The organism is Bernardetia aquimarina (assembly GCF_042180575.1).
Taxonomy (GTDB): Bacteria; Bacteroidota; Bacteroidia; order Cytophagales; family Bernardetiaceae; genus Bernardetia.
Map to the genome: position 1 here is coordinate 4,686,945 of NZ_CP170094.1, position 22,621 is coordinate 4,709,565.

21 protein-coding genes and 1 pseudogene are annotated in these 22,621 nt (G+C 30.7%); 11 read left to right on the plus strand and 11 right to left on the minus strand.

From position 1 onward, the window contains the following. Positions 1-62 precede the first annotated feature (62 nt). From ACE193_RS19995 to ACE193_RS20005, 3 genes and pseudogenes are all read right to left on the minus strand, one after another. A complete protein-coding gene (locus ACE193_RS19995; protein WP_375559976.1) occupies positions 63-479 on the minus strand; it encodes a response regulator in 417 nt (138 codons plus the stop codon). 398 nt (positions 480-877) lie between these two features. Then, positions 878-1,864, minus strand: a pseudogene (locus ACE193_RS20000) (ISAs1 family transposase). 293 nt (positions 1,865-2,157) lie between these two features. After that, entirely contained in the window at positions 2,158-3,093 is a 936-nt protein-coding gene (locus ACE193_RS20005; protein WP_375559977.1) for a transposase family protein, read from the minus strand. A gap of 435 nt (positions 3,094-3,528) precedes the next feature. On the opposite strand from ACE193_RS20005, the gene ACE193_RS20010 reads away from it, so the two are divergent. Further along, complete coding sequence (locus tag ACE193_RS20010; protein ID WP_375559978.1) at positions 3,529-4,524, plus strand: hypothetical protein; 996 nt, start codon at positions 3,529-3,531, stop codon at positions 4,522-4,524. A 2-nt stretch (positions 4,525-4,526) separates the two neighbouring features. Continuing rightward, positions 4,527-5,156 carry a hypothetical protein gene (locus ACE193_RS20015; RefSeq protein ID WP_375559979.1) on the plus strand — a complete coding sequence of 210 codons (630 nt, stop codon included), beginning with the start codon at positions 4,527-4,529 and terminating at the stop codon, positions 5,154-5,156. A gap of 166 nt (positions 5,157-5,322) precedes the next feature. Here ACE193_RS20015 and ACE193_RS20020 read toward each other — a convergent pair whose 3' ends face one another. Beyond that, on the minus strand, positions 5,323-6,123 hold the full coding sequence (locus ACE193_RS20020; protein ID WP_375559980.1) for an IS5 family transposase: 801 nt from the start codon (positions 6,121-6,123) through the stop codon (positions 5,323-5,325). Between the two features lie 343 nt (positions 6,124-6,466). Between ACE193_RS20020 and ACE193_RS20025 the strand changes: the two genes are divergently transcribed. The 5 genes from ACE193_RS20025 (at position 6,467) to ACE193_RS20045 (ending at position 11,231) form a co-directional block, all read left to right on the plus strand. Beyond that, positions 6,467-7,405, plus strand: a complete 939-nt coding sequence (locus ACE193_RS20025) for a hypothetical protein (protein ID WP_375559981.1) — start codon at positions 6,467-6,469, stop codon at positions 7,403-7,405. Between the two features lie 551 nt (positions 7,406-7,956). Beyond that, positions 7,957-8,757: a hypothetical protein gene (locus tag ACE193_RS20030; protein WP_375559982.1), complete on the plus strand. Its 801-nt coding sequence runs from the start codon at positions 7,957-7,959 to the stop codon at positions 8,755-8,757. A 333-nt stretch (positions 8,758-9,090) separates the two neighbouring features. Beyond that, complete coding sequence (locus ACE193_RS20035) at positions 9,091-9,621, plus strand: hypothetical protein (RefSeq protein WP_375559983.1); 531 nt, start codon at positions 9,091-9,093, stop codon at positions 9,619-9,621. Between the two features lie 232 nt (positions 9,622-9,853). Beyond that, complete coding sequence (locus tag ACE193_RS20040) at positions 9,854-10,390, plus strand: DUF7000 family protein (RefSeq protein ID WP_375559984.1); 537 nt, start codon at positions 9,854-9,856, stop codon at positions 10,388-10,390. 4 nt (positions 10,391-10,394) lie between these two features. Next, positions 10,395-11,231, plus strand: coding sequence for a tetratricopeptide repeat protein (locus ACE193_RS20045; RefSeq protein WP_375559985.1), 837 nt, complete (start codon positions 10,395-10,397; stop codon positions 11,229-11,231). 168 nt (positions 11,232-11,399) lie between these two features. Here ACE193_RS20045 and ACE193_RS20050 read toward each other — a convergent pair whose 3' ends face one another. Both ACE193_RS20050 and ACE193_RS20055 read right to left on the minus strand, forming a co-directional pair. Beyond that, complete coding sequence (locus ACE193_RS20050) at positions 11,400-12,038, minus strand: TetR family transcriptional regulator C-terminal domain-containing protein (RefSeq protein WP_375559986.1); 639 nt, start codon at positions 12,036-12,038, stop codon at positions 11,400-11,402. Between the two features lie 101 nt (positions 12,039-12,139). Continuing rightward, on the minus strand, positions 12,140-13,105 hold the full coding sequence (locus ACE193_RS20055) for a hypothetical protein (RefSeq protein WP_375559987.1): 966 nt from the start codon (positions 13,103-13,105) through the stop codon (positions 12,140-12,142). A 596-nt stretch (positions 13,106-13,701) separates the two neighbouring features. Between ACE193_RS20055 and ACE193_RS20060 the strand changes: the two genes are divergently transcribed. The 3 genes from ACE193_RS20060 (at position 13,702) to hemH (ending at position 18,396) form a co-directional block, all read left to right on the plus strand. Next, complete coding sequence (locus tag ACE193_RS20060; RefSeq protein ID WP_375559988.1) at positions 13,702-14,781, plus strand: zinc metalloprotease; 1,080 nt, start codon at positions 13,702-13,704, stop codon at positions 14,779-14,781. Positions 14,782-15,179: 398 nt separating this feature from the next. Continuing rightward, positions 15,180-17,102 (plus strand): ATP-dependent DNA helicase RecQ, encoded by a 1,923-nt coding sequence (locus ACE193_RS20065; protein ID WP_375559989.1) that lies wholly within the window; start codon positions 15,180-15,182, stop codon positions 17,100-17,102. 241 nt (positions 17,103-17,343) lie between these two features. Then, positions 17,344-18,396: a ferrochelatase gene (gene hemH, locus ACE193_RS20070; protein WP_375559990.1), complete on the plus strand. Its 1,053-nt coding sequence runs from the start codon at positions 17,344-17,346 to the stop codon at positions 18,394-18,396. A gap of 82 nt (positions 18,397-18,478) precedes the next feature. Here the strand turns inward: hemH and ACE193_RS20075 are convergent, their stop codons facing one another. From ACE193_RS20075 to prfB, 5 genes are all read right to left on the minus strand, one after another. Further along, positions 18,479-18,955, minus strand: coding sequence for a DUF6141 family protein (locus ACE193_RS20075; RefSeq protein ID WP_375559991.1), 477 nt, complete (start codon positions 18,953-18,955; stop codon positions 18,479-18,481). 6 nt (positions 18,956-18,961) lie between these two features. Continuing rightward, a complete protein-coding gene (locus tag ACE193_RS20080; RefSeq protein ID WP_375559992.1) occupies positions 18,962-19,444 on the minus strand; it encodes a hypothetical protein in 483 nt (160 codons plus the stop codon). Between the two features lie 11 nt (positions 19,445-19,455). Beyond that, positions 19,456-20,031, minus strand: coding sequence for a hypothetical protein (locus ACE193_RS20085; protein ID WP_375559993.1), 576 nt, complete (start codon positions 20,029-20,031; stop codon positions 19,456-19,458). Between the two features lie 45 nt (positions 20,032-20,076). Next, on the minus strand, positions 20,077-20,367 hold the full coding sequence (locus tag ACE193_RS20090; RefSeq protein WP_375559994.1) for a DUF2089 family protein: 291 nt from the start codon (positions 20,365-20,367) through the stop codon (positions 20,077-20,079). A gap of 173 nt (positions 20,368-20,540) precedes the next feature. After that, a protein-coding gene (gene prfB / locus ACE193_RS20095) for a peptide chain release factor 2 (protein WP_375559995.1) occupies positions 20,541-21,618 on the minus strand; the annotation gives its coding sequence in 2 pieces (ribosomal slippage) (positions 20,541-21,563 and positions 21,565-21,618; 1,077 coding nt in all). Positions 21,619-21,759: 141 nt separating this feature from the next. Here prfB and ACE193_RS20100 point away from each other — a divergent pair. Beyond that, on the plus strand, positions 21,760-22,602 hold the full coding sequence (locus ACE193_RS20100) for a hypothetical protein (RefSeq protein WP_375559996.1): 843 nt from the start codon (positions 21,760-21,762) through the stop codon (positions 22,600-22,602). Positions 22,603-22,621 lie beyond the last annotated feature (19 nt).

A 22,621-nucleotide genomic window follows, 5' to 3' on the forward strand; every position in this document is an offset into this window, starting at 1 on the left:
ACTACTATATAAAAGTAATCCTAAAGAACAGTTCATTAAATAATTTTCAAATATTATTTTACTTATATTTCCAATTCACGCAAGGTTTCATGAGTAAGAGGTTTATTAATATACTTACGTACAAAGTTATAATTTTTGGCTTTGCTCATATCTTTTGGATTAATAGAAGAAGTAAGCATCACAATTTTACAATAATTTTGAGTAAAATCTGAAAGTGTATTAAACTGGTCTAAGAACTGAAAACCATCCATTAGAGGCATGTCAATATCTAAGAAAATAATTTGTGGAAGAACCTTATTATCAGGCATATCTTGTGCAATTTTTTCTACATTACGTAAAAATTCAATAGCACTTTTTGCACCTGAATGTGTATAAATTTTATCACAAATTTCTGCTGTCTGAATCATTTTCTGATTGATAAGATTGTCGATTTCATTGTCGTCAATCAGCATTACTGCATAATATTTTTTATCTGCCATACGAATAAATTTAATTCTGATTAAGGTGCTAAATAATTAAACAAACAAAGCTACTTATAATTAATTGAATAGTTTTTTTGTCAATAACGATATATAAAGATTGAACTTATTGAGTAATAAATTACTCAGTAAATTCATTTATAATGGATTTTATTCTTTGATGAAATATTCCTTATAAAAAATAAAAGCGATGAACATAAAGATTATGATACAATCTATATAAATTTATTCAAAGAAAAAAATAATCTTTCGTTCTACCAAATCTATATTCATTTTTTTGAGTTTATTGATAGGGCAAACGCACAAAATTTATTCTACTAATTTTCTAAGATATTCTACATCATAAGCAGCTTTTACACGTCTTTTTTTTAGACTTAATTTATCATCTTATTGTTCAATTATTTGCAAGGTAATTTTCCTCAACGTAGCTAAATTTTCAGGAGCATTTCCAGTTCTAACACGACAAGCATCTTCACCAAAAGTAACATCTAAATGCCAATGAAGTCCATTTTCTATTCCCCACCTTTCTCTTACTAAACGATTAAAATAAGCTGCATTTCCTTCTTTATCACTAATATAATAACGTATTTGAAGGGTTTCTTTATCTCCAATAATTCGCTTAGATTCTATGCGTATAAGCGTTTTTATGTTTTTCCATTGCTGGAGAGTTTCACCCAAGAGTACTTCTTGTGCAGACAATAAACTGCATTGTCTAGTTTCAAAACGTCCTCACTCATATTTCCATTCTTCTGATAAATCTACTGATTTAGTAGCTTTAAAACTACAAACTATATCTTCCAATAAGTTATTTTGATTTTTCTTTACAGTTAATAAATAATGTCCTTTTTTATCTACGATTTGAGAAGCAATATGTGTTTGACAACCTATGGCATCAATACTAACAAGTGCATTAGTAACATCAATTTCTTCTATCAAAGCAGGAATAGCTGTTAATTCATTACTTTTTTCTGACCAATACAAAGGCGATTTTCACATACCCAAGCATTGACAATATAAAGTCCTTTATTTCCTTTTTTTGTGGGATAAACTCCTTTTAGTTTTTTTCCATCCAAACAAATTTGACGTTCACTTAATACATCAATTAATTCTTTTCCATAATCAGTTAAAAACCCTCTAAGCAAAGAAGGCTCTAATAATGTAAAAACTCTATTAAAAGTATCGTGAGAGGGGATTTCGTTAGGTAGTTCTATAAATTCTTTCAAAAAATTTATATGAGTTTTTCCAAATAAAACCATGTCTTCATAATCTTGTCCATTACTTAGGTAAGTAAAAAGTCCTATTAAAAGTATATCAGATAGTTTATGGTAACATTTATTAATCATCCTAAAATCAGTTATAGATTCAAAATAAGCAACAATACTCATAAAAAAATAAAGAAAATGAAAACAAGATAAGAAAATTTCGTGCGTTTGCCCTAGCGTTTATTAATAATTGGCAGGAACTAATAAAAATTAAACTAAGGGCAAAAGATAGCTATCAGCAATTTCTTCGTGACTTTATTAAGTCTGATATTTTAGTAGATTGTCCGAATTGTTTAAAAAAAGCCATTGTGAAACCAGACAGTTTTTTAATTGGGAATGTTGAGCAAAAATAATTTGTTTATCTTGTGGGCATAACAAAAAACTTATAGACAAACCCTGTTACTCTTTAGACTTTATTACGATAAGTTTTGATAGGTTATTCTTCTCTTTACCCTTAAATTATGAATACCACACGCAATTTCCATGACTTGGTCTCTTACCTCTTCTCCCCACAATCGGATTTCATCTAAGACAATTCTAAGTCTTTTTACTCCTGCTATGCTGTGTTCTGCACGTACTCTACGACTAGACTTTTTACTATTTTCAGCCTTGTCCTGCTCCGATAATTCTTTTCCTCTAGGCTTTTTTTTGGGTTGCTCAATAAGGACACCTTTAGGTCTATGACCTTGATAACCAGTATCTTGATGAAGAATAGTTCCCTCAGGAAAGGTAATATCATCTTCTTCTAATAAACGTTTATCGTGTACTTTTCCTGTTTCTGTATCTCCTAAAAAGACTACCTCTTGATGTTTATCTGTAACTAAAGTATTTTTTATAGTGTGCTTTTTTTTTCCACTATATACTTCTTTTTGAGCTTTGTAATCGGAGGGACGAGGAATTTCACGTTCGCTTCCATCTACCCATAACTCTAAGGCTTTACCTGCTTCTTCAACACGATCTGCAAGTTTTATTGTCCATTCCGATTCATTTCTTGCAGGCAATACATTAATTTTTCTTAAACTTTCTTTTAAAATGGGAAGAAGGCTGTTAATCCATTGATTAACTTTTCCTTGAGAAACATCAAAAGTAAGAGCTAAAGATTCCTGTAAAGGGTTATTTTTCAAGTAGTAAAGGATAAAAAAAAGTTTCATTTCACTACCTTTCAGTTGTACTTTTGCATGTTCTCGGAAGATGGGCTTATTTCTAGCTTTTCCTTTGAGGTCATAATACATATAATGTTTTTCCCAAAGTGGAGAAAAAGTAGCTAATAACTCATCAAACTCTTTGATAGTCAAGTTAGTAAGAGCCACAAAAGGCTTTTCTTTTTTACGTAAGTTAGGTAAATCAATCATAAAGTAAAGATAAAATAACCACTAATATAATTTACGTTTTAAAGCCTTTTATACTCTTCTAACAAGAATATGACTATACGACGAGATTATATTATTAGTGGTGTGGCTGACCCATTTTTTTCCCTACCTTTATGATTAAAGACAGAATTTTATGGGCATACAATTTAGAATATCTTGACTTTCTTGGTAGACATCTTGAAGCAAAACTAAGAGAATATAACGGACAAGAACTTTCTAATAAAAGTTTAGGTAGCTGACTTCCTAAATGGATGATATCAAAAAAGAATAGAGAATCACTTTTAAAGAAGATAGACAAATTAAAAAGCAAATAAGAAAAAGCACTACTGCTAACATTGGCTTAGCAAAGATGGGCATAACGTTTGGACACAGACTTTTGAACACAAATAAACTCTATAGAAAAAATATTCGAAGCCTATGAAAAATAATGTTATCTTTGTTTTTATATATTGTTTTTTTACTATTTCTTTTGCTAATGCAAATGAACATAAAGAAATGTATAAGAAAGCATTTGAAGAACAATCTCAAATGATAAAAAGTGAAAAGCCTATTGACTTTAAAAGATCGGTTTTTATTACAGAAAATGTATTCCATAAAAATACATTGAGTTACTTTAACTTTTGCAATAGAATTACAAATCAAGGTAATCAGTTGAAGAGTTTTATTAAAGAAAAGAATTTGTCCAATTATAAAACAGGAGGAAACTATGCTGTTTTTAATTACATGATGCAACCTTCTTCTTTGAATGATAACAGAGTTTGTTCTTATGATTTTGATGATTTTATGGGAAGGAAAGATTGGACTAAAATGTTTGTTACCAAACTTATGGATACAAAAGGAGGTAATTGTCATTCTTTACCTTATTACTATAAAATACTATGCGAAGAAATAGGAGCTAAAGCGAGTTTGGATCTTGCTCCAAATCATATCTACATCAAACATATTGATGAAGAAGGAAAATGGACAAACATAGAACTAACAAACGGAGGTTTTCCTAGAGACCAATGGATGATTCAACAGATGTCAATATCCGTAGAAGCTATAAAAAATAATGTATATATGAAACCTCTTACACAAAAAGAAAGCATCGCCATGACAATGTTTGACTTAGCCTGTGGATATGACTTTCAGTTTGGAGAAGATGAGTTTTATTTTGAAATAGTAGAAACTGCTTTGAGTTACTTTCCAACCTGTATTCCTCTTTTGATGTGTAAATCAAATTATTATGGAGGATTGGGACAAAAAGAACAGAAAAAAACATCTCCAGATCCAAAAAAGTTAAAATATTATTACGATTTACAAACAGCCATGCTTGAAAAAATAAATCCTCTTGGACATAAAGAAATGCCACCAGAACTGTATCGCAAATGGGTAGAATCTGTAGAAAAAGAAAAACAATCACAAAAAAATTAGACATGAAAACACAACTAACACTCTTTATATTTTTTGTTTGCTTTGTACTGAAAGCACAAGATAATCCTTACGCTTCTTTTGGCTATGAATCCAAAGTAAAGTACGAAACTAATATTTCTAGTTTGCTTACAGTTCATAATGCAGATACAAACTCTATTCATAAAAAGATAGCTTTTGATTTTGAGAGAAAGTTTGTTTATTATCTTAATGAAAATGATAGTATTCTTGAAACAGATAGTTTTGAGGGAGATAATATTATGGTTTGGCTAAGCGTAGATCCTTTAGCTGCTGAATATCCTAGTCTTTCGCCGTATGCTTTTGTTGCTGATAATCCAGTAGAAAATAAAGAAGTAGACGGAAGGTATTTTGTTGATGCAAATGGAAAAAAAGTCAAATTTAGAAAAAAACGAGATGGAACTCTATGGATTAGTAGAAATGGTAGATTTAATGGCAGAGATAAAGATGGAAATAAAGTTAAATCTGATTTAGGATTTCTAGTAGGTTTGGTTAATGAAAGTGGTAGCGAAACAGCTATAGAGCAAGTTTTTGAAGCAGCAAACAATTCTACAATGATTCATGTAAAAACATCTGACGAAATTGTTGGTCTGTATGGTTTACATCAAGCAACATGATAGGAATGGGAGTATTTTAGAATGGGATGAGGAAAATGAGAATTATAAAGGTACACCTGCTTATGTAGAAAGTGGTGTTTATAAAGAGGCTACAATTACTATATATACAAAAAAAATAAATAGTCAATTAGATGAAGGCAGATACTTTAAGAGCCTGTTCGAGTTTTTATTTTTTATTTCTTTTAGCTCCTTTGTTTATGAGATTTAAAATCATAGCTAAGTACACAAATGCCTTGGCAGATTTTCTTGTTTTCTCATAATCTACTTTTAGTCTTCGGTTCTGATTGAGCCACGCAAATGTTCTTTCTACGACCCATCTTTTGGGTTGTGGAACAAACGCTTTATCATCTTTTTTTTCTCTTCTTGGACTATTGACAATTTCAACTTGTACTCCTATTTGACTAAATATTTCAGCAGTCAAAGCCCCACTTCTGTACCCTGCATCAGCAAGAATTTTGAAAAATGGTCTGCCTCTAAACTGAGCTAAATAAGACAAATAAGCAAGTTGATTTACATCGGCTTGATTGGCTGGACTAATCTCTAATTCTAGTAAATTTCCTTGCGTATCTACTAAAATATGCCGTTTTCGTCCTTTTTTGAGCTTATAGCCATCTACTCCTATCGCCTCTCCTCCATAAACACTCTGAACACTTTGAGAATCTATACAACCCAAAGAAGGTTTTGGATTTCTACCTTGCGCTATACGTTCCCTTCTAACAAGTTTGTCTAACAGTTGTTTATACCAACCTATCTGCTGCCACTTACTGAAATAATCATACAAACTACTCCAAGGAACACCATAACTACTAGGAAGCAAACGCCAACTACTGCCTGAACGAGTAAGATAGAATAGACCTGAAAATAAATTATACAAACTGTGTTTACGTTTTCTTTTTAAATAAGAAGAAGGTATAAATTTTTTCATATATTGCCAAAGAGCATCAGATAAGTATTCATTAGTAAACATAGTCATTGAGTTTTAATTAGTAACTGAAAATCAATTACTTAACTAATAAAGAAAATCTGATGTTCACTTTTTTTTCTTAAACTCGAACAGGCTCTAAAGCTTTTACAAAAAGTGATATTGTTTTATCGGAAGATGAAGGCATAGCTTCTGCATTTGCACATGAAATACAGCACGATTTAGATAAGGAGTATATAGAGTATCTTAGAAATAAAAGAGAGAAATCCTTTGAATATAACAATCCTAGAATTCCTCCTCCAATACCTTATTATATGGGGGATCATGATAATATAAATGAGAAAGAAATTAAGATCTGGGAGGAAATGGATAATAACAATAAAGGAAAATGAAATTACGTTTATTATTAATTTTTTTATTATTATGTTCAATTTATTTTTTTCCAAAAATATCTTTAGCACAAGGTGGCTGGAATATTGACTATTTTCCAATACAGCATTTAGATTCTATGTATAATTTTTTCAAAGGCAAAGAAATTAAATTAGACTTTAGAAGAAACTTAGAAGATACAGTAAAAATAATAGCAAACTCTAGAAATAGTATAATGCCTATTTCATATAATGATACAGTTTCTATAAGAATTTTTGATAGTACTAATATATTTGTGGAGAAGTGGGAACTTTACGTCGATCAAGGTTATTTTAAAAAACAATATTTAAAAGGAATAAATGAAACTCATTTTGTAGAAATAAGGCGTATCACTTTAACTGGTCTAGATAAAAATAATATCTATCTTAATATGGAAGTAATAGGTACAGGATTTCGGTCAAATACAGATGTCATAATAGAAAAAAAGTTGGTAAAAGGAATACTGTATAAAAATAATGGCTATCCAGATTCTACATTCTACAGCTCAGATCCTCCTACTATTAGCTATCTACCAATACAATTAATAGATTCTTTAGACTTTCTTAAAAATGAAGAAGTTAGAATAGATTTTAGAAAGAATATAGGAGATACATTAAAACCAATGGATTTGTATAGTATAAATAAAATGAGCCTTCTTTCAAACGATACTATTGCCATAGCTGTTTTTGATAGTGTTGACATATTTACTGAGCAATGGAATTTTAATAACATTAATGACCAATATCTCAAAGGAATAAATGAAACTTCATTTATGGAAATAAGGCATATTATATTAACAGCAGTAGATGAAAATTATCTCTATCTTAATATAGAAGTAATGGGAGCAGGTCATCAACCAAGCAAAGATATTATCATAGATAAAAAATTCGTAAAAGGAATTTTGTACAAAATAGAATAAAATTGGAAGTAATCCTACTGTCGCTCGTAAACCCACAGGCTATCACTAGTTTTTAACGAGTGATTTATATGTATTCGGCTTGCCGTTACGATGACCAACAACAGAAAAAATCATGACTTTGAACTAAATATTGATTATATTTAATTACTCATTCTTCTAAAAATAGTTAAAAAGTAGAGTTTAGTTTCAAGTAAACTGTTTTACCTCCTCTATAATAACTACTTTTTAGCTGGATATATGTAATTGCAGTTAAATATCTATAATAACTACTGATTTGGTTGGTTATGTGGATATTTCTTGTAAAATTTATATTGTTTTTGTAGTATTGAGTTTATACGCACGTTGCTATGTCATAACTCCGCTTCGCTCCGTTACGACATAGCAACGTGCGTAGGCTAATTACTTGTGTGGGGACACTCCACTTCGTTACGCCACACAACACAGGCTATGCGATAATTTTTTATCTTTAAGCTTTCTACGAAAACTTAAAACAAAAAAATACGCATAGCCTACGCACGTTAGCAAAAATTTAAAAACAGACCGAGCGACCAATGAATAACTTAGATAAAATGAGAAGATTATTTCAGGATTTAGCTATAATTGGATTTTTAATAATGATGACTTCATCAGCAATTAATGCTCAATTGTTTGAGACCAATGAATTATATCCAAATACCAAAACGATAAAAGGAAAATATTTTAACGGAACAGGAGGTGGTGGATATTGGTCATTGGAATATGTGGATTCAATTGGAAGAATAATTAGTAAAGAGAGTTATCATAAAAGGCAACTGATGTCAAGGAGTAAAATTATATACGACGACAACAATAATAAGATTTTTGACATCCAGACTTTTGATTTTAATAATCCTGAGCGAATTGACACAAACAGATTTGAATATAAATACGCTGATAATCGGATAATATATCAATTTCGTAAGCTTTCTAAGAATGATTCGACTGTAATTAAAATGATTGAAAATAGAGGAGACACACTTCTAATATATCAAGAACAAGCTTTTTATTGCAGACCAAAGACCCAAAAGACCGATGTTTATGAAACTGTTTATACTTTAAAATACAAGGATGGATTATTAATTAGTATAAAGAAATTTGATAAAGAACAAAACTCAACAGAAATAAAAATGTATGAGTATTTCGAAAACGGCAGATTAAAAAGAAGATTAATTGAGAGAATTCCTGAAATGGAAGAAGAATCGGTATATGTAGGAGGTTCAGGAAGCGATGATGAGTTTTATGAATACAAACTTGATTCTAAAGGTCGAATTAAGATATTTTATCGGATTATAAATGAAAAGAAATTTAAGATTGCTGAATATAGCTATGAATAAGAATAATTACTGCCAACAATATATAAAAATAATAAGGGTTAAATGCCTAACCCAGAGTTGGTATATATTAACAAAGTTCTCCTGCCGTCTCTCGTAAGATTGCTGTCGCTTGGCTTTGCCGAGTGACTACTATGTATTCGGCTTGTAGCCGTGATTTTTGTGTTTTTTATTCAAGTAGTCTTTTTTCCTATCAGATAAATAAAACTTCTCAAAGCAAGTTCAAAAACAAGAACTTGCTTTTTTGTTTTTTGTATCTTTGCAAAAAATAAAAAACTGAATGCAGTTGCATTTATTAATAAGTTAGGCGACACTAAAAAAAATAATCAAAAAAGAATGTTTAAAGATAAATTTGGTTTATACCCAATCGCAGTTATTGAACATCATTTATTAATGCAAGAAAATACTGTAGATTTATCAACTTATGATATTTGTAAAGTTTTGAATAGGGTTTGGGAATCTTTGCGAAAAGAAAAAAAGGAAATGGAGCAAATAATTGATGTAAATTACATTCTTAGTATAAACTATCTTATCGCTGAATCTTTAAATATCCCAGCAAATATTTTTTTTAAAAATAGTGAAGCGTGGAATAGTATGATAGAAATAGGAACACAAGAATTTTCAATAAGTGATGATATACATCATTGGAGAAGCTGGTTGTTTTCAGAATTGTATTGGAATCAATTAGGAGTTCTGAAAATTTCAACTTGCTGGTTTTTTTATAACATTTTCAATATCAATTATGATTTACAGGAAGAATGGTTGAAAATGGAAAAAATTGGGTATTTTTTAGATTCATTATCAGGTTCAGGTCCTCCCTTATATGATGGTCAAACTTTTTATCCTAATGATTATGTTAAAATGTAAACTATAGACAATACTTAAATCTTCGTACAGTTTAGATCAATCTGATTTTTATGTAAATTGTTATTAGAGCTAAATTATATAAATGAAAATCAGAATTTATAAGTTCTAAATTCAAAATATTGGATGATACGATTTACTGATTAAAGTAAAAGATAAAACATTGCATAACAAAGTGTAAATTTAACTTTCTGCCACAAGTGCAACACAGAAAGTGAAACTTACACAAACCGTTATGCCTAACCTTAAAAGACCATGTACGAAGCAAAATTTTACAGAAATGGAGGATTTAAACAAATATATTTCTATTTATAAAGAACACCTAAAGAAAGGGGACATATTAATAGCCTATAACGAATTAGTAAAATTTGTTATGAAATTGAGAACTGATTTCATTAAGAATTTTTCTGACCAATATTCTTTTGCTGGAATTCTTCATGGATATATGGATTATACATACTTCTACTATTCGAACAATTTTTTGAAAAGTAAAAAGTTAAAACTTGGACTTGTTTTAAATCACTTGGAAATGAGGTTTGAGATTTGGCTTTTGGGAAATACAATACCAAATCAAAAAAAATATTGGGAACTATTGAAAATGACAAAATGGAACAAAGACAAAACAGAAATGCCAAAATATTCCATTCTTGAAACTACTTTGGTTGAAAATCCTGATTTCAATAACTTAAACGTGTTGTCTGAACAAATAGAAACCAAAATGATTGAAGTTTCGGATGAAATATTGGATTATCTAAAAACATTAAATAATTAGAAAAATGAAAATATTTTTTAAAATTGGAATCCTAGTTTTAATAGCTGTTTCTTGCAAACAGAAAGAAACAGAAAAAAGAGTTGATTCAGAAAGTGAAATAAATTACCAGATTACATCAAAAGAACAACAGGACTCAATAATAAAGGAGCATTTAGTTAGAGCTAAGAAAATGGGTTTGTATTCAAGAGAACGGCAGGAAGAAATCGATAAAGGTTTAGCAAAGGATTCCACGATTGCTTATTTATGGCAACAAAAGGCAATGCCATTATTCAAACAAGGCAAATATGAGCTTGGAATGAATTATATAGATAAAGCTGTAAAATTTGATAAAGAAAATCGTTGGCAAGAATATAGAGCATTTATAAAATGTATTTTCGCCAAAACCTATAAAGATGCTATAACTGACTTTGAAGATTGTAAGAAGAAAAACGGTAATAGTTATGTTATGGATCATACCTATAATTTTTATATTGCACTGAGTAAAATCCAACTGAACGAGTTTTCCCAAGCAGAAGAATTACTAGAGCAAGAGGTCAATCAACAGTTAAAAAATAAAGGAGAGGCTTCGGTTCACCACCTTGATTTGTTTTATTTAGGGATTTCAAGATATGAACAAGGTAAGTACCAAGAAGCAATAACAGCATTTGATAGAGCATTAAAAAAATACCCACAGTTTTCAGAAGTATTGTATTACAAGGCTCATTGCGAAGGAAGATTGGGAAATAAAGATGAAGCAATAAGATTGGTTGAAGAAGCAAAAAGTTATGGAAAACAAGGTTACACTATAAATGAAGACAACGCCATTTATGAACGCTATCCCTACCAAGTGAGGTGGAAATAAATACAATTCTAACAATGTTTTTTTTTCACAGCAAAGGCTTTTTGCTGAAAAACTGAACATAACTCAATAAATAAAAAGGAATTTGATTTTACTCAAACTCCTTTAGTCTTTTATAAAAATCAAATTCGTAATTAGCTTTGCTGCTTTAGCAGGTCGTAATTCTTTCGCTTATTTACGTTGAAACAAAAACTTTACAAAATCAAAAGCCGAGTCAGCTAAATTTCTACCAATCAAATCCATTGCAAAATTGACTGTTTTTTCTACGGCTGCGTCAGTTCTTTCAAAGTTTTTGCTATCATCTTTTACCCAAAAACGAATCAAAAATTCAGTTTCTGCCCAAAGAAGTTTATCATATTTGCTTCCTACAAACATACGTTGTTCTACTTCGCCAGTATCCATTCCTTCTTCTAAAAGAACATTTATATATTCATAAAAGCCATTTTTGAAGTCTGACAACACTTTTCTTCTAAACCCTCCATTTCTTGCGCTAAGTTCATTAGTTACAAAACTGCGATTTTCTTTCAACACTTCTATCAATGTAAAATAAAAAGCAAGCAACTTTTCACGTACCATATATTCTGCATAAACTGATTCAGAGCGCAAACGCTGAACTGTTTCAGTCAAATACTCTCCCCAAATTTCTTGTTCTATATTATTAAAGCTAGAATAATTATCATAAAAAAACTTTTCATCTTCTCCCAACTCTGCCATTAGATTGTAAGGTGTTGCAGGAGCTTTTCCATGTTGTCTGATATATTGAATAAATGCGTTTTTGATTTGTTCTTTTGCTGTGGTGGTATTTTCCATTTATAATAAACTATTTTTTTGGTTTAATTTTAAGTCTAATGTAATCTAAACGAACATTGTCATAGAATGGTTTTGATAATTTTTTTGTTCTTTTTATTCAATTAAATAAGTCTCCTTCTCATCAAACCTTTAAGGCGTTGATATAATCTACCTCTCGTGTACCACTTAGAAACATGAGGAATTAAAGTTGTTTCTTTTGATGGATTATTTGTGTCTTGTTCTTTGATATTTACTGAAAACATCTCTTTTTTAATTGGATTTAAAAACCAATTAACATAATGGCTAGTTTTATCTACAAACTGTTTAGGTTCTGTATAAACATTACCAGCCCAGTAAATATGATCTATTTCAAATTCCCATTCTTCTTTAGTCTTTGTATTATTTTCTTTTTTAGCTTCTTCCTTAAGCTCTTTCTCTTCTACAACTACTTCCATAGATTCAGCAAAATCTATAAATACAAATTGATTATTACTTGAAGAAATAACGACCTCAATTTCTTTTGCTTCAAGACCTTCATACTCTGCTACTAAAATAATACTGTCTTGCTGTTGAAGGGTATCTTGAGGAATCAGAAATGAAAAAATTCCATTTTCTAAAGAAATTGTTTTATGTTCTGTGCCTTTTATAGAAATGATAGCTTCTGATAAAACCTCATTTCCATTAACTACTTTTCCATTGATAGCAAAAGATGGAGCTATACTTTCTAATGAATCCGTTTCAATCTTTTGATTGTATTCTACTTGTGTTGTGTCATTTTGTGATTTGGCAGTCGTAGAAGTTAGAAAAAAAGCAACTGAAGCTGCTGCCAATTCTTTAAAGAAAAATCTTCGTCTTGGAGTTTCTGTTTTTTCTTTTTGAGGTTGTAATGTTCGGTTTACTTGTGTTGTAGAGAATAAACCACACGTTTTTTGACTTCCTATTTTTTTGAAATAATCAACAATCTCAGCATCTGTCATAGACGAAAAATCAATAACTACTTTCTGACAAGAACCACAAAAAAGTCCTCTTTCTACTGGACTCATAGTATTTAAGTCTTCATGACACGGCTTTGGTATCTGTATTTTCATTTTATTCAATTTCTTTGAGTAAATTTTATTTTTAAATAACGCAGAGCAAGATAAAAATGCTGCAAAACATAAATAACTCTTTACTAGAAGATGCTCAAAAGATAATTTATCCATAAAAAACTGACTAAATAATCTAAAAATACTTAACATCAGCACCAATTCATTTTTTTTGGCGCATCTGTGCAAACTTTTAGGCTTACACATGACTAAAAAATTGCATTATTTAGGTTATAAATTATAATTATTCTAATTGCCTAAAAAACTTACTCGCATATAATTTAATAAAACATTCATATAGACATCAATGGAAGCTATTTCAATTTCACAAACACAAAGCAAAAACACCTTTCAAAAATTTTGAAAAATAAGCAATAAACAGAACAAAAAACCGATAAAAACCCAATAATCAAGGATAAAAATTAAAATATCTGTATTTTTTAGTTTTAAATTTTGATTTATGAGACTAATTATACTACCTTTGTAACATAGCAAGAGAGTTTAACAATCCATTACAATTTCTAATTTAATGTTAAATACTTATACTCTTAACTGATAATTATTACATAAACAATTATTTCCCCTTTTATTTATAAAATATGAAAAAGCAGTCATTATTCCTCCTTGCCTTGATAGGCTTAGCATTTGGTGCTTGTAACGAAACTCAAGAAGTTAAGTCAATCACAGAGCAAAGTATAGACATGAACGACTTCTATGTTTATACAGATGACCACGACAATCACTCTCACAAAACAACTGCGAAAAAAGATGATCGTCTTTGTTATAGTATGCGAGTTTTGAATGAAAAACTAAAGCAAAATCCAGGTCTTGAGAAAAAAATGTTTGATATAGAATTACACACACGTAAAAACATCCTAGCCAAAAAAGGTGGAAATGGTGGTGGAAATGGTGGTGGTGGCACTGGAGGAGGTGGAGGAGACACTCCAGTTGATGATGGATTAGGAACAATTACAATTCCAGTATATGTTCACGTAATTTATAGCAATAATCAAGAAAACATTAGTGATGCACAAATCAACTCACAAATTGCTGTTTTGAATGCTGATTTTAGAAAAAATAATAACGATATAAATCAAGTTCCTTCTGAATTCGCAGGTCTTGCAGCAGATTCAGAAATTCAGTACACACTTGCTGGTGTTACTCGTAAAGCTTCTAGTCGTACTTCTTGGGGTACTAATGATGATATGAAAAGAGCTAGTGCTGGTGGTGTAAATCCAATTACTCCTTCAACACATTTGAATATTTGGGTTTGTGAAATAGGTGGTGGAATCTTGGGTTATGCTCAATTCCCTGGTGGTTCATCTTCTACTGATGGTGTAGTTGTAGGTCCTCAGTATTTCGGAACTACTGGTTATGTTGCAGCTCCTTTTGATGGAGGAAGAACACTTACTCACGAAGTTGGTCATTACTTAAACTTACGTCATATTTGGGGTGATGGTCGTTGTCGTCAAGATGACTTTGTATCTGACACACCTTCTTCTGACGGTCCTAATTATGGTTGTCCTAGTTACCCTACTGTAAATTGTAGAAGCACTGATATGACAATGAACTATATGGATTATGTAAATGATGATTGTATGTATATGTTCTCTGAAGGACAAAAATCAAGAATGCGTTCTATCTTTGCAGCAGGTGGATCTAGAGAATCTATGAGATAAGAAAAACATATATTTAGCTATATATCAAAAAAAGCAACAAGAAATTGTTGCTTTTTTTGTGTTTACTACTTTAATGAGTGATATTTATAAAGTCGTTAGGCATAAATTAGTCTTGTTTAATCAATTAAAATTAGGTCTAAGATTATTTCTAAACCAATTAAATATACAACCTTTTTTGCTTCCTTTTTTCATCCTACAAAATATCACTCATATTGTAAAATAGAATATGAAAATGGTTTACCAAATCCAATAGAAACTCTAGATATTGATGAAACAAATCATTATGCTAAAACGCCAATAGATGAACAAAAATTTGTTCCTAAGATTTATATGAAGGAGAATTTTAAGTAGAAAAATGGTAATTTTGTAGAATAAAAACTAAAACAATTTCACAAAAAATGCCCACTCTACCACAACAAATTCTAAAAAAACATTGGGGATATGATACTTTTCGTTCGATGCAAGAAGAGATTATAAATTCTGTTATGGAAGGAAATGATACACTTGCACTTTTGCCAACAGGTGGGGGAAAGTCAGTTTGTTTTCAAGTTCCTGCAATGGCTTTGGAAGGTGTTTGTGTAGTTGTTACGCCACTTATTGCACTAATGAAAGACCAAGTAGAGCAGCTTTCTAGACGTGGAATTTCGGCAAAAGCGATTTATTCGGGAATGTCAAAACGAGAAATTGATATTACTTTAGATAATTGTGTCTATAATAAAAACATAAAATTCCTTTATCTTTCTCCCGAACGGCTCAAAACAGATTTATTTCAAGAGCGAGTAAGTAGAATGAATGTTTGTCTTTTGGCGATTGATGAGGCACATTGTATTTCTCAATGGGGCTATAATTTTCGTCCTGCTTATTTAGAAATTGCAGCCATTAGAGAACGTATTCCGAATGTTCCTTGTATTGCCCTTACAGCTACGGCTACTTTACAAGTTCGACAGGATATTCAAGATAAATTAGAGTTTAGAGAAGGAGCTAAAGTTTTCACAAAGAGTTTTTCAAGAGAAAACCTGTCTTATTCGGCTTTTTTGGAGGAAAACAAAAACCAAAAAATGCTACAAATATTGAATAATGTAAAAGGAACTGGAATTATTTATGTCAGAAATAGAAAAAAATGCAAAGAAATTGCGCTTTGGTTGCGTAGCCAAAAAATTTCTGCCGATTTTTATCATGCAGGACTTACACATTCACAGCGAAACCACGTACAAGAATCTTGGATAAATAATAAAATTCGTGTCATTGCAGCGACAAATGCTTTTGGAATGGGAATCGATAAACCTAATGTCCGAACAGTTATTCATACCGATTTGCCAGACTCATTAGAAGCCTATTATCAAGAAGCAGGAAGAGCAGGAAGAGATGAAAAAAAAGCGTATGGAATTGCTCTTTTTGATACTAATGATTTGATAACTTTAGAAAAACGCACTCGTCAAGCACACCCAGAACCACAAGTTATTAAAAAAGTCTATCAAGCCTTAGCCAATTATTTCAAAATTGCTGTGGGAAGTTTTCCGATGGAAAGTTTTGATTTTGATATGGACGAATTTTATAGGCGTTTTTCAATTCCTTATATAGAAACCTATAATTCTATCAAAATCTTGGAAGAACAAGGTTTTTTGCAGCTTTCAGAGAGTTTTTATACGCCTTCCAAAATTTGGATAAAAGTAGATAATGCCACACTTTATAATTTTCAAATTGCAAATGAAAAATCGGATAAAGTCATAAAAGCAATTTTGAGAGCGTATGGAGGAGCTTTTCAGCAGTTTATTTCTATTTCAGAACAAAATTTAGCTAAGTTTTTGAATATGTCAAAAATGGATGTTACAGCACAACTCAATTATTTAGCTCAACAAAATATCATCGATTACCAACCTCAAAAAGATATTCCTCAACTTTCTTTCCTTACTGCTCGGCACAATGCAAATGATTTGCCTTTAGATTTGGAGCTTTTGGAAACACGAAAAAAAGAGGCATTACAAAAAGCCTTTTCAGTTATTAATTATGTCAGTAATGATATGCGCTGCCGAACGCAGATTTTACTTCATTATTTTGGAGAAAAAACAGATGAAATTTGTGGTGTTTGTGATAACTGCATTCAAAATAAAAAGGCTTCCAATTTTTCTAATCAAAATCAAAAAAGCGAAGATTTAAAAACTCAAATCTTAGAAAAATTAGCTTCTGATTCTATTCCTGTTCATAAATTAAATAGTCATTTTCAAAATATTGATGGAAAAACTTTAGGTAAAACCGTTCAAGAAATGGTAGCTATTGGAATAATTGGATATGATAAAATGGGGAACTTGGTTAAGAAATAAGAAGTTGTAAAAAAAGTCCTTACAGTAATTAATAACTTCATAAAAATTTCAAAATAGCCTTCTATATTTCTCTAGCTATCATCTTTGGTTTGCTGATTATGCTTTGGCAACAAAAGAGAAAATAATTTTTCCTTACTTTTGCATTATAATTTAAAAACTCTTTTCTCTAACACCAAGTTAGTACCGAGTTTAGTAAACTAAAGAAATACAGAATTACAACAAAAGATATAGAAATAACGCTATGAAAAATGCCCCTATTGCAGTTTTGCTTGTCAATTTAGGAACGCCAGACTCTCCCAAAACACCTGATGTTAGAAAATATTTACGTGAATTTTTGCTTGATGGACGAGTAATTGATATTCCAGCCCCTCTTCGTTACGGACTTGTAAACGGAATTATTGCGCCTTTTCGTTCTCCAAAATCAGCAGCAGAGTATAAAAAATTATGGACAGATAGAGGCTCGCCACTTTTATATCATGGAGTAGATGTAGCCGAAAAACTACAACATTCTTTAGATGAATATTCAAGTAAGCAAACCGATAAAACGAAAAGAGAAAAATATATTGTTCGTTTGGCAATGCGTTATCAAAGCCCTGCTCTTCCTGATGTATTGAAGGAATTACAGGAAATGAATCCAAAGAAAATTATTGTTATTCCGATGTTTCCTCAATATGCTTCGGCTTCTACGGGTTCGGTTTTGGAACGTGTCATGCAACTTGTTTCTAAATGGCTGCTTATTCCAGAAGTTTCTTTTGTTGATTCTTATCCAACAGATGAAAAAATGATAAAAGCATTTGCACTTCAAGCTGAAGAACTTTTGAAAAAACATGACTACGACCATTATGTTTTTTCATATCACGGTTTGCCACAACGCCAACTCAAAAAAGCGAGTTCACATTGTAAAATTGGAAACTGTTGTGAAAATTTTGGTGCAGTAAATCGCCTTTGTTATAGAGCGCAATGTTATGAAACTTCACGTCATTTGGCAAAAGAATTAGGGATTACAGAAAAAGATTATACGGTTTGTTTTCAATCTCGTTTGGGTTCTGACCCTTGGATTCCACCTTATACAGACGATGTAATAAAGGAAATGTATGAAAAAGGATATAGAAAATTAATCGTTTTTGTTCCTTCTTTTGTAGCTGATTGTTTGGAAACAACTGTGGAAGTTGCCGAAACATATCACGAAGATTTCTTGGCACTTGGTGGAGAACGCTGGGATATGGTAGATAGTCTGAACTCGCATCCACTTTGGATTGAATCGTTGGAAGATATGGTTATTCAGAGAAGTTAGAATTCGATTACGGATTAAAACTTACATTTTTGTGTCATTAAACCCTAAGAATCTCAAATATTTTTAGGGTTTTGTAATTCTATTACTTTCTAATTGCATCATATAATTCATCTGGTTTTTGAGAACCAAACAATATTATTTTTCCATTTTTCAGAGTTACTTCCACTCCTTTATTTCCGTACATATTATAGGCTTTTCCTTTAGAATTTTTGCGTATTCCCCAACCTCCCCATTCTCCAATTGGATTATAAATTACACTTTCTACTTCTAAAACTTCACTTTTTGAAAGCGTTTGAGTAGAAAAATGAAAAGGAAATACACGATAATATATTTCGTCTTTGGTTACTTTTATCTCTAATTTAATAAAAATAAGAAATAGGCAAAGAACACTATTAAAAATTAAGATGCAGAAAAGAATAATTTGCTCCAAACTTGATTTTCCAATTATTTCAAACCCCAAATATACAGACACAGGAATTAGTGTAATTGGCACTACAACTGATAAAATCCAGTTTTTCCAACCAAATTGTTGTTCTTTAAATAAAAAAGTTGATTCCATAATAATTTAATTTTTTCTTAAAATAGCATCATATAATAAATAAGACTTTTGAGAGCCTAAAAGAATAATTCTACCACTTTTCATTGTCAGTTTTACCCCTCTATTTCCGTACATATTATAAGCTATTCCTTTGAAATTCAGACGGATTCCCCAGCCTCCCCAGTCTAAAATAGGATTATATTTTACATCTTCAGCCTTCAAAATATCACTTTTTTTAATCGTTTTATTTATCACAAAAGGCAACATTGTAATTTGAATAGATTCTGAAAAAACTTTGATTTTTAGGCTAAGTAAAACTGTTATTAGAATCAAAACTCCTAAAGTAGAAAAAGCAGTAGCTAGATTTATGGTATTTAATTTTCCTTGCATCAAACTAGCAAGTGTTACTAAAAAGACAACAAAACAAATAAAAGCCATCACTTTATTTTTGTATAAATATTGCTTTTCTTCAAAAATTGATTCTTCAATTTTTTCATTGTGATTTTCCATAATTGTATAATTTAATTGAAATAAGAAATTAAGGTTTTAGATAAAATTTCGGCAAAAAAAATGGATACAGCAAATAAAACAACAGGTAGAATTTTCTTAGCATTTGAAGCCGTTTTGAAACCATTATAAAGTAAAGTAATATGCCATACAATACCAATAAGAGCTAAAATACTTCCTGTCGCTAATAAAAAAATGTCCAAACTACTTACTTGATTTATATTTCCTCGCATTAGATTTTGAATAAGTTCTTCACTAGGAGTCGGAATAAAAACAAGCAAATAAACAGCAATCCGACTTATCAAAATCGTATTTAGAATATCAATAAAGCGAGTTTTTGTATTGGTAAACTTTGCTACGCCAAAAAGAAAAACAAAAAGACAAGCAATATTTATCAGATTATCTAAAGCAACTGTTTCTAAAAAAGCCTTTTTGACAAAGTGCATATCCAAAACACCATCAAAACGAGCATTGAAATAAAATCCTAAAAGTGTTCCCAAAATGGTAAACGCAATTCCAAAAGCAAGCAAAATTGTTTCAGAATATTTTTTAAAAGGATTAAATAAAAGTGTAGTTAGTTTTTGTAGCATTGTTTTAAGATTATTTTTCTAGTAAAAATTCAATTGAACAGAGTTTTAAGTCTGTTTTTTAGTCAATTTTTCAATTTTCTCAATCGTATCATCAAGTTTATTTCTGATTGTTGGATAACTGATACCTAATTGTGCAGCCATTTTTTTAAGACTTCCACTACTCATAAAAAATTCGATGACAAACTCTTGTTCTTCTTTTGAGAGTTGAAGCAGAATCGGCAACCCATATTTTCCCGAAATAACTGTTTCACAATTCGGACAACTAAGTTGACTGACTACCAAGACAGACTGACAACTAGGACAACTTACAGGAAGTGAAGGTAAATTTTCTTGCATTACATTATTAGTTTAGTATTTTTAACGAAATAAATTTAGCAAAAGTTTAATAAAATTAAAATTTAGTTTAATAAAATTATTTTTTTATTTATTTAATTCAAAATTAGCTCACAAAAAAACGTATTACAAAAACTGCAATACGTCTTTTTATTTTTATTCAAAAATGATAGAATCTAATTTTCCATCAAAAATGCTTTCATATATTCTGTCAAATCGCCATCTAAAACAGCTTGAATATCGGTTCTTTCATAACCTGTACGCACATCTTTGATGAGTTTGTAAGGATGCAAAACATAGTTTCGAATCTGCGAACCAAAATCAATACTTTTCTTCGAACTTTCTATTTCATCTCGTGCAGCATTTCGTTTTTCTATTTCGATTTGGTAGAGTTTTGCTTTTAGCATTTCCATAGCCAATTCTCCATTTTGAAGTTGAGAACGCTCTTGCTGACATTCGGCTACAATTCCTGTCGGAATATGTTTCAAGCGAACAGCCGTTTCTACCTTATTTACATTTTGTCCACCAGCACCACCCGAACGGAACGTTTGACGCTCAATATCAGCAGGATTAATTTCAATTTCGATAGAATCATCAACTACTGGATAGACATAAATAGAAGCAAAAGAAGTTTGACGTTTGCCAGCTGAATTGAAGGGAGAAATACGCACCAAGCGATGAACGCCGTTTTCAGATTTCAAATATCCATACGCAAAATCACCACTTATACGAATAGAAACCGACTTTATACCAGCTACATCACCATTAACGAGGTCAAGGAGTTGGTATTTGTAGTCATTTTTTTCTGCCCACATTCTGTACATTCGAAGTAGCATTTCAGACCAATCTTGGCTTTCTGTTCCTCCTGCTCCTGAATTTATTTCTAAGATTGCATCTAGTTTGTCTTCTTCTCCACTTAGCATTTTTTGAAATTCTAAGTTTTCTAAAGTTTTAGTCACTTTTGCAGCTTCTTTATTAATTTCTTTTTCAGTAGCTTCTTCGGCTTGATAGAATTCATACAAAACTTCTAAATCTCCTAATTGAGTAAAGAGTTTTTCGAATCTATCTGTCCATATTTTTTTTGCTTTAATATTTCTTAGGAGCTTTTCGGCTTCGTCTGGGTTATTCCAAAAATCGGGTTTTAAGGTTTGGGCTTGTTCTTCTTCGATTTCGGATTTTTTGGTTTCGTAGTCAAAGATAGCCTCGCAAATCTTCTGTTCGATTTTGCAAGGCACGTAATTGGTCTGGAGTCATAAATGAAATTAATTAATTTATATTTTCACAAAGGTAAATACTAACCAACAGTTTGACAACTATATTGCTGTACAGAATCAAAACTATATAATTCAAAATTAAGTTTACTCTAAAAACAGTCCATTTGATAAAATTAAATGTATGCACATTCATAAAATAAATATTGACAAACATTCAGAATTTTTGAAAGAAAACCGTCAAGACCCAATTACTGGAGATTTGATAGAAGAAGGCGATGAAGTTGTTTTCTGTGCAAATTGTAAATCTGCTTTTTTGAAAGATACGTGGCTGTATTTGGGTAAAAAACATTGCAACCAAAGCAAAACAATCAAAAAACCAGTTTTCGGACAGAGTCTTATTCTTGCAAAAGCAAAACAAGAAACTATTTTTATTCCATTAGAAGGTGCAAATTCATTCAAAAAATTTAGTAAAAAAACAAAAAATGGATACTGGAAAAGTGAACATGAGTCAATAAAAAATAATCTTCAAGTCTATAACGAAAGAGAAGGTACAGGACTTATTCCTCTTTTAGGAATGGTTTTGTATATCGTTTTTATGTTTTATTTTGGATCTTCAGTGGGTATGTTTGGTTTGATAAGTTCACCTATTTTGGCACTTTTGGCTCGTTATTATATCAAATTAGTTTATTCTTCTAATAAAGATAAAGCAATGTTAGGAGTGGGAGAAAGTGAATTTGTCATTTATTTTTCAGAAAAAAAACAAAAGGCTTTCATTAGTTATAAGCAAGTAGAAAAAGTAATTGTTATCTATCAATCAGAAGACAAATCAAGTATTGAAATAAAAGACAAAGACGGAGTTGTAGTCAAAACAGAATTACAAACTACATTAATTAAAAAATTCTTGACTTCTATTTCAGAGCGAAATAAAGAAACAGTCGTAGAATTAGTTGCTTTTCCAGAAAATTATCAAAGCCATAATTTCTTTTGGCAGTTGAAAGAAAATCCTTTGCTTAGGTTGGTTTGATAAAATACTGTAACTGATT